General features: G+C 69.7%; 13 protein-coding genes. 12 read left to right on the plus strand and 1 reads right to left on the minus strand.

Annotated elements, in window-relative coordinates:
• Positions 1-42: 42 nt before the first annotated feature.
• The 11 genes from ACQCSZ_RS21315 (at position 43) to ACQCSZ_RS21365 (ending at position 10,877) form a co-directional block, all read left to right on the plus strand.
• Positions 43-924: a shikimate dehydrogenase gene (locus ACQCSZ_RS21315; protein WP_427005614.1), complete on the plus strand. Its 882-nt coding sequence runs from the start codon at positions 43-45 to the stop codon at positions 922-924.
• Positions 924-2,927, plus strand: coding sequence for a bifunctional sugar phosphate isomerase/epimerase/4-hydroxyphenylpyruvate dioxygenase family protein (locus ACQCSZ_RS21320; protein WP_427005615.1), 2,004 nt, complete (start codon positions 924-926; stop codon positions 2,925-2,927). The genes ACQCSZ_RS21315 and ACQCSZ_RS21320 overlap by 1 nt, the downstream gene beginning before the upstream one ends.
• A 38-nt stretch (positions 2,928-2,965) precedes the next feature.
• Positions 2,966-3,874: a protocatechuate 3,4-dioxygenase subunit beta gene (gene pcaH / locus ACQCSZ_RS21325; protein ID WP_427005616.1), complete on the plus strand. Its 909-nt coding sequence runs from the start codon at positions 2,966-2,968 to the stop codon at positions 3,872-3,874.
• Complete coding sequence (gene pcaG, locus ACQCSZ_RS21330) at positions 3,867-4,463, plus strand: protocatechuate 3,4-dioxygenase subunit alpha (protein ID WP_427005617.1); 597 nt, start codon at positions 3,867-3,869, stop codon at positions 4,461-4,463. Before pcaH ends, pcaG begins: the two co-directional genes overlap by 8 nt.
• A 68-nt stretch (positions 4,464-4,531) precedes the next feature.
• A complete protein-coding gene (locus ACQCSZ_RS21335; protein WP_427008412.1) occupies positions 4,532-6,004 on the plus strand; it encodes a lyase family protein in 1,473 nt (490 codons plus the stop codon).
• Positions 5,997-6,800, plus strand: coding sequence for an alpha/beta fold hydrolase (locus tag ACQCSZ_RS21340; RefSeq protein WP_427005618.1), 804 nt, complete (start codon positions 5,997-5,999; stop codon positions 6,798-6,800). Before ACQCSZ_RS21335 ends, ACQCSZ_RS21340 begins: the two co-directional genes overlap by 8 nt.
• Positions 6,801-6,826: 26 nt before the next feature.
• Positions 6,827-7,294 carry a 4-carboxymuconolactone decarboxylase gene (gene pcaC, locus ACQCSZ_RS21345; RefSeq protein WP_427008413.1) on the plus strand — a complete coding sequence of 156 codons (468 nt, stop codon included), beginning with the start codon at positions 6,827-6,829 and terminating at the stop codon, positions 7,292-7,294.
• Positions 7,295-7,392: 98 nt separating this feature from the next.
• Positions 7,393-8,607 (plus strand): thiolase family protein, encoded by a 1,215-nt coding sequence (locus ACQCSZ_RS21350; RefSeq protein WP_427005619.1) that lies wholly within the window; start codon positions 7,393-7,395, stop codon positions 8,605-8,607.
• A 3-nt stretch (positions 8,608-8,610) separates the two neighbouring features.
• The gene (locus tag ACQCSZ_RS21355) at positions 8,611-9,270 is read left to right on the plus strand and encodes a 3-oxoacid CoA-transferase subunit A (RefSeq protein WP_427005620.1); all 660 of its coding nucleotides are present in this window, start codon (positions 8,611-8,613) and stop codon (positions 9,268-9,270) included.
• 1 nt (position 9,271) lies between these two features.
• Positions 9,272-9,955, plus strand: a complete 684-nt coding sequence (locus ACQCSZ_RS21360) for a 3-oxoacid CoA-transferase subunit B (protein WP_427005621.1) — start codon at positions 9,272-9,274, stop codon at positions 9,953-9,955.
• Between the two features lie 118 nt (positions 9,956-10,073).
• Complete coding sequence (locus ACQCSZ_RS21365; RefSeq protein ID WP_427005622.1) at positions 10,074-10,877, plus strand: IclR family transcriptional regulator domain-containing protein; 804 nt, start codon at positions 10,074-10,076, stop codon at positions 10,875-10,877.
• An 18-nt stretch (positions 10,878-10,895) separates the two neighbouring features.
• Here ACQCSZ_RS21365 and ACQCSZ_RS21370 read toward each other — a convergent pair whose 3' ends face one another.
• A complete protein-coding gene (locus ACQCSZ_RS21370) occupies positions 10,896-11,126 on the minus strand; it encodes a hypothetical protein (RefSeq protein ID WP_427005623.1) in 231 nt (76 codons plus the stop codon).
• 220 nt (positions 11,127-11,346) lie between these two features.
• Here ACQCSZ_RS21370 and ACQCSZ_RS21375 point away from each other — a divergent pair, with 220 nt between their 5' ends.
• Positions 11,347-12,282 carry a diacylglycerol/lipid kinase family protein gene (locus tag ACQCSZ_RS21375; protein WP_427005624.1) on the plus strand — a complete coding sequence of 312 codons (936 nt, stop codon included), beginning with the start codon at positions 11,347-11,349 and terminating at the stop codon, positions 12,280-12,282.
• Positions 12,283-12,591: the final 309 nt, after the last annotated feature.

Genomic DNA, 12,591 nt, shown 5'->3' on the forward strand with positions numbered 1-12,591 from the left:
CGTCCCCGCCCGCCGCGTGCCATTGTCAAAGGAGCTACACGGATGAGCAATCGAGCAGAGTCCTTCCTCGTGGGACTGGTGGGTGACGGTGTCATGCCGTCGCTTACCCCCTACATGCACGAACGCGAAGGCGATGTGCAGGGCCTGCGGTACCTCTACCGCCCCATCGACCTCCTTGAACTCGGGCTGCCCGGCCAGTCCATCGGGGAGCTCCTGACCGCGGCACGGCGGCTCGGCTTCAACGGCCTGAACATCACCCACCCCTGCAAGCAACTGGTCCTGGAACACCTGGACGAGGTCTCGTCCGACGCCCGGCGGCTCGGAGCGGTCAATACCGTAATCATCCGGGACGGCCGCTTCGTCGGCCACAACACGGACTTCTCCGGGTTCGCGGCGGCCCTGGCCTCGGGCCTGCCCGGCGCGAAGCTGGACCGGGTGGTCCAGCTCGGAGCCGGGGGTGCCGGTTCCGCCGTCGCCTACGCCCTGCTCACCGCCGGCGTCCGCGAACTGGACTTGGTGGACACCGACGCCGCACGCTGCGCGGCCCGCGCGGCCGAACTTGCCGGATTCTTCCCGGCCAGCACGGTCACGGCGCGGACGACGGCGGAGCTGCCGCGGCTGATGCCGCTGGCCGACGGCCTCGTGCACTGCACCCCGGTGGGCATGGCCGCCCATCCCGGCGTGCCGCTGGACATGTCCCTCGTGGAGCCCCGGCACTGGGTGGCGGACATCGTGTACCGGCCGATCGACACCGAGCTCGTCCGCGAAGCCCGGGCCAAGGGCTGCGAGGTGCTTGATGGCGGCCGCATGGCGGTGGGCCAGGCAGCCGACGCCTTCCGGATCTTCACCGGGCTCGAGGCCGACGCGGACCGCATGCGCGCGCACTTCCTGGAACTCGTGGCCGCGGAAGAGGTGGCCGCCTGATGCGCACCGGAATCGCCACCGTCTGCCTCTCCGGCACCCTGCGGGAAAAAATGGAGGCCTGCGCCATCGCCGGCTTCGACGGGATCGAAATCTTCGAGCAGGACCTCGTCACGTCCCCCCTGAGCCCGGAGGACGTCCGGAAGATGGCCGCCGACCTGGGCCTCACCCTGGACCTCTACCAGCCGTTCCGCGACTTCGACAGCGTTCCCGAGGACCTCCTCGCCGCCAACCTGCGCCGGGCCGGGGCCAAGTTCAAGCTGATGTCCCGGCTGGGCCTGGATACCATCCTCGTCTGCTCCAACGTGGCCACCGCAGCCATCGACGACGACGAGCTCCGCGCCTCCCAGCTCGCCCGGCTCGCCGCCCTCGCCGGGGACCACGGCATGAAGGTGGCGTACGAGGCCCTCGCCTGGGGCAAGTACGTCAACGACTACGGGCACGCCCACCGCCTGGTGGACATGGTGGACCACCCGAACCTGGGCGCCTGCCTGGACTCGTTCCACATCCTTTCCCGGGACGCGGACACCGCCCCGATCGAGGGTTTCGACCCTGGGAAGATCTTCTTCGTCCAGGTTGCCGACGCCCCCAAACTGTCCCTGGACGTGCTCTCCTGGAGCAGGCACTACCGGGTCTTCCCGGGCGAAGGGCAGTTCGACCTCGCCAAGTTCATGGGCCACGTCGTCCGGGCCGGCTACGCCGGTCCGGTGTCGCTGGAGGTCTTCAACGACGTCTTCCGGCAGTCCGATGTCGAGCGCACGGCCGTGGACGCGATGCGCTCCCTGATCTGGCTTGAAGAGCAAACGGCCAAGTGGCTCGAGGCAAACCCCGTCCCGGCCCCCGACGTTGACGGACCAGGCGGAAGCGACGGATCCGGCGGGGCCACCAGGGCCGCCGGCCGCCGTCGTTATCCGATGGAACTGGCCACCCTGCCGCAGGTGGCAGAGCCGGCCGGCTTCAACTTCGCAGAGGTCAGGGCGGCGGACACCGCCGGCCTGGAAACCCTGCTGGGCCAGCTGGGGTTCGCGTTCAACGGACGCCACCGGACCAAGAATGTGCAATTGTGGACCATGGGCCACGCGCGCGTGATCATCAACGAACAGCCCCCGGCTGGCGATGGCACTGCCGACTCCGCCTCCGGCACCGGAAACCCTGGCACCGCCATCGCGCCGGCCATTTCCGCCCTGGGCTTCGACGTCGATTCCCCGGTGATTGCCGCCGCCCGGGCCCAGCAGCTCAAGGCCCCGGCCGTGCCGCGCAAGAGCCAGGCCGACGAGGAAATCTTCCAGGGCTTCGCCGCCCCGGACTCCACCGAGATCTTCCTGTGCCAGGGCAGCCCCGACGGCACCGCCGCGTGGACCCGCGAATTCGGTGAAGGACTGGACGTCCCGCCCGCCGTAGGCGCCACCCCGGGCCATGGCGCCGTGATCGACCACGTGAACCTCGCCCAGCCCTGGCAGCACTTTGACGAGGCGGTGCTCTTCTACACGAGCGCCCTGGCCCTGGAACCGCAGCCGTACGCGGAGGTCGCCAGCCCCACCGGGCTGGTCCGGTCCCAGGTGATGCTCACCGGGGACCGGGGCGTCCGCCTCGTCCTGAACCTGGCTCCGCTCCTCCAGCACGGCGCGGGCCCCGCAGGCGGAACCGGCCAGCGCAGGACGTACCAGGAACATATTGCCTTCGCGGTGGACGACCTCGTGGCCACGGCCCGCGCCGCGCGGGACCGCGGCCTGGACTTCCTCCGGATCCCGGCGAACTACTACGAGGACCTGGACGCGAGGTTCGGGCTGGATCCGGACTTTCTGGCCACCCTCCGCGAGCTCAACCTGCTCTATGACCGCGACGCCGACGGCGAGTTCCTGCACTTCTATACCGCCACCGTGGGCAGCGTGTTCTTCGAAATGGTTGAACGCCGCGGGGCCTACGACGGCTACGGCGCACCGAACGCCCCGGTGCGCCACGCCGTCCAGTACGACCACCTGCACCAGCTCAAACTCACCATCTGACCCAACCCAAACCACCACCGAAATGAAAGGAGGCTGCTGTGCCTGAAGAAGTCACCATCGACATTTTCAACGCCGACCCGATCACCGAAGACGTCTCGGACGACGCCACGGAAGCCGCACCCAAGACCCACGCCAGTGCCGTCCCTGCCTTGGATGCGGCCGCGGAGTCGCAGGCGGACCTCAGCGCCGAGATGAAGGCCATCGGCGACGCCTACGCCCAGGCGCTCAGGAACGGCGCCGCGGCGGAAACCCAGCCCCGGCTGGACTACGCCCCGTACCGCAGCAGCGTCCTGCGCCACCCGACCAAGGACCTGCACCACGCGGACCCGGAGACCATCGAGCTGTACTCTCCCGCGTTCGGGCACATGGACGTGCACGCCCTCGAATCGGACCTCACCATCGCGCACAACGGCGAACCGCTGGGCGAACGCATCATCGTCTCCGGCCGCGTGCTCGACGGCGACGGCCGCCCCGTGGCCGGCCAGCTCGTCGAGATCTGGCAGGCCAACTCCTCCGGCCGCTACATCCACAAGCGCGACCAGCACCCGGCACCGATCGACCCCAACTTCACCGGCGTCGGCCGCTGCATCACCGGCGCCGACGGCTCCTACAGCTTCACCACCATCAAGCCCGGCGCCTACCCGTGGAAGAACCACCTCAACGCCTGGCGCCCGGCCCACATCCACTTCTCGCTGTTCGGGCAGGAATTCACGCAGCGGATCATCACCCAGATGTACTTCCCCGGTGACCAACTCTTCCCGCTGGACCCGATCTACCAGTCGATCCTGGACCAGGACGCGCGGGACCGGCTCGTGGCCACCTACAACCACGAGCAGACCTCGCCCGAATGGGCGCTGGCGTACAACTGGGACATCGTCCTGACCGGCTCCAAGCGGACCTGGACCGAAAACGAGGCTCTGGGAGCAGACGGAGATGACCATGAGTAACCCCACCCCCACCAGACTGACTCCGACCCCCGGCCAGACCGTAGGACCCTTCTACGGCTACGCCCTGCCCTACAACAAGGACCGCGAGCTGCTGGCCCCCGGCACCCCGGGCTCCATCCGGCTCCAGGGCACCGTGTACGACGGCGCCGGCCACCCCATCCCGGACGCGATCCTGGAAATCTGGCAGGCGGACGCCGAGGGCAACGTCCCCCACCGCACAGGATCCCTCGTGCGGGACGGCTACACCTTCACCGGCTTCGGCCGCAGCGCCGTCGGCAACACCGGCGTGTACACCTTCACCACGGTGAACCCCGGGCCCACCAAGGCCGGTGCGGCGCCCTTCATCTCCGTGGTGGTTTTCGCCCGCGGCCTGATGAACCGGCTCTTCACCCGGGTCTACCTGCCGGAAAACGAGGACGCCCTGGCCGCGGACCCGCTGCTGCGCTCGCTTGCACCGGATCGCCGCCGGACCCTGATCGCGCGCCGGGATGCCGACGGTGGCCTCACCTGGGACATCCGGCTCCAGGGCGAGGGCGAAACCGTCTTCCTGGATTTTGAAGGACCGGATGCCGGGGGCGCCGCGCAGTGACTGATCCGCACCGCTCCGGCGGCGACGTCGGCCTGCACGGTGATATCGGCCTGCATAGCGATAGTGGCCTGCACGGCGACGTCGGCCTGCTCAGCCCCGTGTCGGCGTCGCCCCTCGTGGCGGCGCTGACCGGGGACGGGGCAGTCCTCGGGGCGATCCTCGCCGTCGAGGCCGCCTGGGCCGCGGTCCTGGAAGAGGCGTCCCTCGCCCCGGCCGGCTCCGCCGCGGTGGTGGCAGCCGCCGCGCAGGTGGACCGCTATGACACCGCCGGCATCGCTGTCCGCGCGCAGGGGGGCGCCAACCCGGTGATCCCGCTGCTGGCCGACCTCCGCGCCCAGGTCAAAGCCCTGGACACGGACAACGTGGGGGCGGTGAAGGCGGTGCACACCTCGCTGACCAGCCAGGATGTGCTCGACACCGCGCTCATGCTGCTGGCCCGCAACGCCCTTCCGGCACTCCAGGCCGACCTTCAGCGGACGGCGGCGGCGCTGGCCGCACTCGCCGAACAGCACGCCGGCACGCTGTGCGTGGGCCGCAGCCTGACCCAGCACTCGCTGCCCTTCACCTTCGGGCTCAAGGCAGCCCAGTGGTTCCATGGCGTGGCCGCCGCGGCGCGCCGCCTTGCAGCCCTTGAGCTGCCGGTCCAGACCGGCGGTGCGGCCGGAACGCTGGCAGCCGGCACCGCGCTGACCGAGGGCTCAGACGTGACCCCCTTCGACCTTGCGGACCGCCTCGCCGCCGCACTGGGGCTGGCCGCCACCCCGGGGCCGTGGCACACCAACCGGCTGGCCGTCACCGCCCTGGGCGATGCCCTGGCCGCGGTGACGGATGCGCTGGGCAAAATCGCCGGCGACGTCCTGTTCCTGAGCCGTCCGGAAGTGGCGGAGCTTGCGGAGCCGCGCGCCGCGGGACGGGGGGTTTCCTCGGCCATGCCGCAGAAACAGAACCCGGTCCTCTCCGTGCTGGTCCGCAGCGCAGCGCTCCAGGCACCCGCCCTGGCCGCCCAGCTGCACCTGGCCGCCGCCAACTTCAACGACGAACGCCCCGACGGTGCCTGGCACACCGAGTGGCCGGCCCTCCGCCAGCTGCTCCGCCTGGTCCTCGGCGCCGCCGGGCAGCTCAGGGAGCTCGCCGAGGGCCTGCAGCTCTTCCCGGCGGCCATGCGCCGCAACCTGGACCTGTCCGGGCCCTTGCTGCTCAGCGAGGGAGTGTCCGCCGCCGTGGCGCCGCTGCTCGCCGCGGACAGCGCGGGCCGGACCGGCAAGCAGCAGCTGCAGGCCATCGTGGACCAGACGCTCCAGGCCCCCGCCGCCGGGCAGGCAGCCACCTACCGGCGGCTGCTCCGCGCGGCCGTGCCCGCGGAGCAGCTCTCCGATACCCGCCTCGAGGAGCTGCTGGACCCGGCCGGCTACCTGGGCCAGGCCGCCGAAATCTCCCGCCGCATCCTCGCGGCCTACCCGGACTACGCCGGCGGCACGGCTGCCCGCGCCGACGCCGGACCATCACTGAATCCCGACCTGAACGGAGCCTCCCGTGGCTAGACCAACGATCAAGGCAGTACTGCTTTCGCCCGAGCGCCCGCTTGGCGACAAGCCCCTCCTGGTGGTGGGGCCGTCCCTCGGGACGTCCTCACTGCTGTGGGCCCGGGCCGGTGCCCTGCTCGGCGGCGACTTCGACGTCGTCGCCTGGGACCTGCCCGGCCACGGCATCTCGCCGGCCGCGACGGAAACCTTTGACGTCCCGGAGCTGGCCGACGCCGTGATCGGGCTCGTCGATTCGATCGCGCCCGGCGCGCGGTTCCACTACGCCGGTGTTTCCCTCGGCGGGGCCACCGGGCTGCAGCTGGGCATCAAACACGGCGAACGGCTCAAGAGCCTGTCCGTGCAGTGCACCGGAGCGAAGCTCGGCACGCCCGAGGGCTGGCTGGAACGCGCCGAAACCGTGCGAGCCCAGGGCACCCCGGTGATGATCCAGGGCTCGGCGGAGCGCTGGTTCGGCCCCGGCTTCATGGAACGCGAGCCGGAGCTCAGCGGCCGCCTGCTGCACACCCTGCGCGATGCCGACCGCTTCAGCTACGCCTTCTGCTGCGAAGCCCTCGCCGGCTACGACGTCCGGAACGAGCTCGGCAGCATCCGCGTCCCGGTGCTCGCCGTGGCCGGAGTCGAGGACACCGTCGCGCCGCCGCCGTTCGCCGAAGAGATCGCTGCCGGGATCACTGCTGGCGGCGGGACGGCCACCGCCGTGCCGCTGGAAGGCGTGGCCCACCTGGCGCCCTTCGAGGCGCCCGGCGTTGTCGCCGACCTCCTCCGGACGTTCATCGGGGGAAACGAAAAGTGAGCCCCGCCATCCCCGCCATCCCCGGACTGTCCGGCCCGGAAAGAAACGGTGTGGTCCAGCCGGACGCCACCAGCCAGGAAATCTACGACGGCGGCATGGCAGTGCGCCGCGAGGTGCTCGGCGCCGCCCACGTGGACCGCGCCAACGCCAACAAGGACGCCTTCACCGGGGACTTCCAGGACATGATCACCAGGATCGCCTGGGGCGGCATCTGGACCCGCCCCGGGCTGACCCGGCAGATGCGCTCCGCCGTCACCATCACCGCCATGGTGGCCCACGGACACTGGGAAGAACTGGCCATGCACATCCGCGCGGCCATCACCAACGGCCTGAGCAGGGACGACATCAAGGAAATCCTGCTCCAGACCGCCATCTATTGCGGGGTCCCCTCCGCCAACACCGCCTTCAAGACCGCCCAGCAGGTCTTCCAGCAAATGGACAACCCGGCATTGGACAGCACCGGGATCGACGAAGCCGCCGTCCCACCCAACTAGGTAGCAGTAGATGTCGTTTTGGGCCCTCAAAACGACATTAACTGCGAGCTAGTTGGGACCCTTGACCCCGACAGCAGACACAGAATCAGAGGAGCAGAATGAACCAGGCCTACATCTACGACGCCGTCAGGACCCCTTTCGGCAAGTTCGGCGCCGGACTGGCCGCCGTCCGCCCGGATGACCTCGCCGCCCACGTGATCCGCGAATCCGTGAAGCGCGCCCCGAAGCTCGACGTCGAACGCATCGACGAGGTGGTGTTCGGCAACGCCAACGGCGCCGGCGAGGAAAACCGCAACATCGCCCGGATGGGCACCCTGCTCGCCGGCCTGCCGGTCTCCATCCCCGGCACCACGGTCAACCGGCTCTGCGGCTCCTCCCTGGACGCCGCCATCATCGCCTCCCGCCAGATCAACACCGGCGACGCCGAGCTCATGCTGATCGGCGGCGCCGAATCCATGTCCCGCGCCCCCTGGGTCCTGCCCAAGACCGAGAAGCCCTACCCCGCCGGGGACATGACCCTGGTCTCCACCACGCTGGGCTGGCGGCTGGTCAACAAGGCCATGCGCCCGGACTGGACCGTGTCCCTGGGTGAGGCCACCGAACGGCTCCGCGAGAAGTACGGCGTGACCCGCGAGGCGCAGGACGAATTCTCCGCGAACTCGCACAACCTCGCCGCGGCCGCCTGGGACGAGGGCTTCTACGACAACCTCGTCACCCCGGTCCCCGGCACTGACCTGGTCCGGGACGAAGGCATCCGCGCCGGCTCCTCGGCCGAAAAGCTCGCCGGGCTCAAGACCGTGTTCCGCACCGGGAACGGCACCGTCACCGCCGGCAACGCCTCCCCGCTCTCCGACGGCGCCTCCGCCGCCTGGATCGGCAGCGAAAACGCCGCGGGGATGCTCGGGATGGAGCCGCTGGCCCGGATCGCCGGCCGCGGCGCGCACGCCAACGATCCGCAGTTCTTCGGCTACGCCCCGGTGGAGGCCGCGAACAAGGCCCTCGCCAAGGCCGGCATCGGCTGGGATGAGGTCGGCGCCGTCGAACTCAACGAGGCCTTCGCGGCGCAGTCCCTGGCCTGCATCACCGCGTGGGGCATCGACCCCGCAATCGTGAACCGGCACGGCGGCGCCATCGCCATGGGCCACCCGCTGGGCGCCTCCGGCGGCCGCATCCTCGGCACCCTCGCCCGCAGCCTGCAGGCCTCCGGCCAGCGCTGGGGCGTCGCGGCCATCTGCATCGGCGTCGGCCAGGGCCTGGCCGTCGTGCTGGAAAACGTTACTGCCGCGCCGTCGGCAAAGACAGAGAAGGGCTAAAGCATGTTGAATTTCGTAGACACCGTCGGCGAGGCCGTCGCCGGCATCAAGGACGGCTCCACCGTCATGATCGGCGGGTTCGGCAACGCCGGCCAGCCGTTCGAACTCATCGACGCCCTGATGGACTGCGGCGCCACGGACCTCACCGTGGTCAACAACAACGCCGGCCAGGGCGACCAGGGCCTGGCGCTGCTGATCAAGGAGGGCCGGGTCAGGAAGATGATCTGCTCCTTCCCGCGGCAGTCCGATTCCTGGCACTTCGACGCCAAGTACCGGGCCGGGGAGATCGAGCTGGAACTCGTCCCGCAGGGCAACCTGGCCGAGCGCATCCGCGCCGCCGGCGCCGGAATCGGCGGCTTCTTCACGCCCACCGGCTACGGCACCATGCTCGCCGAGGGCAAGGAGACCCGGGTCATCGACGGCCGCGGCCAGGTCTTCGAGACCCCCATCCACGCCGATGTCGCCCTGATCAAGGCGCTCAAGGCCGACGGCAGGGGCAACCTTGTCTACCGCAAGACGGCCCGCAACTTCGGCCCGATCATGGCCGCCGCCGCCAAGCACACCGTGGTCCAGGTCTCCGAGATCGTCCCCACGGGCGGCCTCGACCCGGAGATCGTCGTGACCCCCGGAATCTACGTCAACAGCATTGTGAAGGTGGCCTGAAATGAGCAGCACCCAGACGTCCATCCAGACCTCCGAGACGCCCCTGGGCCGCGATGACCTGGCCCGCCTGGTCGCACGGGACGTCAAGCCGGGCTCCTTCGTGAACCTGGGCATCGGCCAGCCCACCCTGGTCTCCAACTACCTGGAGCCGGAGCAGAACATCACGCTCCACACCGAGAACGGCATGCTGGGCATGGGCCCGGAAGCCACCGGGGACCAGATCGACGGGGACCTCATCAACGCCGGCAAGATCCCGGTGACCGAACTGCCCGGCGCGTCCTACTTCCACCACGCGGACTCGTTCGCGATCATGCGCGGCGGGCACCTGGACATCTGCGTGCTCGGGGCCTTCCAGGTCTCCGCCACCGGTGACCTGGCCAACTGGCACACCGGCGCCCCGGACGCGATCCCGGCGGTCGGAGGGGCCATGGACCTCGCCACCGGCGCCAAGGACGTCTTCGTGATGATGACGCTCCTGACCCGTGAAGGCGTGTCCAAGCTCGTCGAGACGTGCACCTACCCGCTGACCGGGATCGGCTGTGTGACGCGCGTGTACACGGACAAGGCAGTGTTCCTGACCGGCCCGGACGGCGTCGAGGTGCGGGAAACCTTCGGCTGCACGCTGGCGGAGCTGCAGGCGATGGTGCCGGTGCCGCTCAAGGCCGCGTCCGCCGTCGGAAGCTGACAGGCCGGCCTCTTCCGCCCCGCTGCGCGAACGTACACGTCAGGCCCGCAAAACGGCGGCAAAGGGCCTGAAGTGTACGTTCGCGCGGATAAAGTGGTGCGAGACCATGAGGTGAGAAATGATTGAGGCATTAAAGGGCGGCGCGCCCGCCGCCAGCGACCAGTACGTGCAGTCGCTGGCGCGCGGACTGGCCGTGATCCGGGCGTTCGACACGGACCATCCGAAGATGACGCTGACGGAGGTGGCGGCACGGACCGACCTCACCCGCGCCACCGCACGCCGGTTCCTGTACACGCTCGTGGAGCTCGGCTATGTCCGCACCGACGGGAAGATCTTCGCGCTGACCGCCAAGGTGCTGCAGCTCGGCTACGCCTACCTGTCCGGGCTGTCCCTGCCGCAGCTCGCGCAGCCGCACCTGGAGGAGCTGGCGCTGCAGCTGGGGGAGTCGACGTCGGCGGCCGTCCTCGACGGTACCGACATCGCGTACATCGCGCGGGTGTCGACCAAGCGGATCATGACCGTCGGCATCACCGTCGGCACGCGGTTCCCGGCGTACGCCACGTCGATGGGGCGGGTACTGCTCGCTGCCCTCCCGCCGGCCCAGCTCCAGGACTACCTTGCGGCCGCCGAGATCCGGCCGCTCACCCCGCGGGCCCTCGGGACGGGGGAGGCGCTGCTGGCGGAGCTGGACACCGTCCGCACGCAGGGCTGGTGCCTGCTGAACCAGGAACTGGAACTCGGGCTGATGTCCGTCGCGGCCCCGGTCCATGACGGGCCGAAGGTCGTGGCCGCCATCAACGTCTCCCTGCAGGCCCAAACGGTCGGCGCGCAGCCTGATCCGGAAAGCTACCTGGCGGCAGTGCGGGCGGCGACGGTTGCCACCGCGGAACTCATCTCGGCGGACCTGTCCTCGGGGCGGTAGCGGCCCCGCCGGCAGGTGTCAGGAGCCCGCGATGGGCCCCGTCGAAATGGTGATCCTGACCCCGGCGGGGTCGTCGCTGATCAGCAGCCGCAGGTCCCTGCCTACGAGTGAGGCATGGGCGTCCTCGCTGTCCCCGGGCGCCAGTTGCTCGGCGAGCCGGGTGACCGCCAAGGCCATCGCCCGCCCCCAGTCATGGGGATCCATGCTGGATGCCTCGGCCTCGGCCGAGTAGTTCTCTGGTTCGGTCATGATTCCCCCGCATTCCGCGCCTGGAGCGTGGCCCGTCAGCTGGTCCGGACGGGCAGTGAGATTGTGCCCGCGTGCTCCACAGTACATAAGCACGGCCAGTCTAATGACCCCGAGGACGGAACGTCCACGATTCGCGCCCCCGCGGTGCTGAGGTTACGGCCGGAGTCCGGCTAGGATTTCAGTTCCGGACACACCCGCCTCCCCGCCCCCGAAGGACGCCATGCCAGAGAACAACCCCGCGCCTGATGGCAAAACACAGTCCAGGCGCGCCGCCGTGATCATCAACCCGATCAAATCCTCCGGTGCGGCGCTGCAGGGGGCCATCTACCGGCTCTGCGAGACGCAGGGCTGGACCGAGCCGCTCTGGCTGGAGACAACCGTCGAAGACCCGGGCGCCGGGCAGGCCCGCCAGGCGCTGGATGAAGGGGTCGACGTCGTCATCGCCGCCGGCGGCGACGGTACGGTCCGCTGCGTCGCAGAGATCCTCGCGGGTACCGGAACTCCCCTGGGCCTGGTTCCGCTGGGCACCGGCAACCTGCTGGCCCGCAACCTCGGCATCAACGTCAGCGACCCGGTAGCGGCATGCCTCGACGTCCTGAACGGCAGCGAAAAGTCCCTGGACGTGGTCAAGGCAACCCTGGACCGGGAAGACGAACTGGTGTTCCTCGTGATGGCGGGACTCGGGTATGACGCGGCCATCATGGCCGACACCGTGGACGCGCTGAAAGACCGCATGGGCTGGCTCGCCTACGTTGAGGCCGGCATCCGCAAACTGCCGGGCAAGCCCGTGCGGGCGAGGATCAGCGTCGACGGCGGGGAGCCGGTCCGCCGCCGGATCCGCAGCGTCATGGTCGGCAACTGCGGCCGCCTCGTGGGCGGCGTCGAAATCTTCCCCGAGGCAAAAACCGACGACGGCGTGCTTGACCTGCTGATCCTGGCGCCGCGCGGCCGGCTCGGCTGGCTCGGCGTGATCGCCGGCATTTTCGGCCGCAACAAAGGCGAGACGGAATCCGTCGAGTATTTCCAGGGAAAATCGGCCGAGATCACCCTGGAGCACGAACAGGAGTTCCAAGTGGACGGCGACCATGTGGGCGCCGGAACGCACCTGACCGTGACGGTGGAGCCGGCCGCGCTCAAGATCAGAATGGCCGTCTAGGCCGGCTCCGCTTCGCGGCGCAGCGCCCGGTGGCTGCGCATGTCCGACGGACCCCACCCTGACGGGTCCGTGGCCGCCCAAGTAGTACCCGGGCGCGGCGGAGCGGGACTGGCCGCAAAGCCAAGTATGGGTCACTCGTGACCGGCAGGGCATCCTCCGGCTTGGATGGGTGGTGGCATCAATCGATGCCACCACCGATCAGCCTGGGGGGTTGGCCATGGCGGGATGTACTTCAGTCCACCGGGAAGCAATGCCGGATTATCGGCCACGCTTCTTTTTTTACGGCCGACCGGCAGTCCAGTGAACCGC

This window comes from Pseudarthrobacter sp. H2 (assembly GCF_050157045.1).
Classification (GTDB): Bacteria; Actinomycetota; Actinomycetes; order Actinomycetales; family Micrococcaceae; genus Arthrobacter.

Excerpts from the sequence above, each read along its gene's own strand:
- ACQCSZ_RS21360 (WP_427005621.1), top strand. The coding sequence starts at position 9,272 with ATGAGCAGCACCCAGACGTCCATCCAGACCTCCGAGACGCCCCTGGGC.
- ACQCSZ_RS21315 (WP_427005614.1), top strand. The coding sequence starts at position 43 with ATGAGCAATCGAGCAGAGTCCTTCCTCGTGGGACTGGTGGGTGACGGT.
- ACQCSZ_RS21375 (WP_427005624.1), top strand. The coding sequence starts at position 11,347 with ATGCCAGAGAACAACCCCGCGCCTGATGGCAAAACACAGTCCAGGCGC.
- ACQCSZ_RS21320 (WP_427005615.1), top strand. The coding sequence starts at position 924 with ATGCGCACCGGAATCGCCACCGTCTGCCTCTCCGGCACCCTGCGGGAA.
- ACQCSZ_RS21355 (WP_427005620.1), top strand. The coding sequence starts at position 8,611 with ATGTTGAATTTCGTAGACACCGTCGGCGAGGCCGTCGCCGGCATCAAG.
- pcaG (WP_427005617.1), top strand. The coding sequence starts at position 3,867 with ATGAGTAACCCCACCCCCACCAGACTGACTCCGACCCCCGGCCAGACC.
- ACQCSZ_RS21370 (WP_427005623.1), bottom strand. The coding sequence starts at position 11,126 with ATGACCGAACCAGAGAACTACTCGGCCGAGGCCGAGGCATCCAGCATG.
- ACQCSZ_RS21350 (WP_427005619.1), top strand. The coding sequence starts at position 7,393 with ATGAACCAGGCCTACATCTACGACGCCGTCAGGACCCCTTTCGGCAAG.
- ACQCSZ_RS21365 (WP_427005622.1), top strand. The coding sequence starts at position 10,074 with ATGATTGAGGCATTAAAGGGCGGCGCGCCCGCCGCCAGCGACCAGTAC.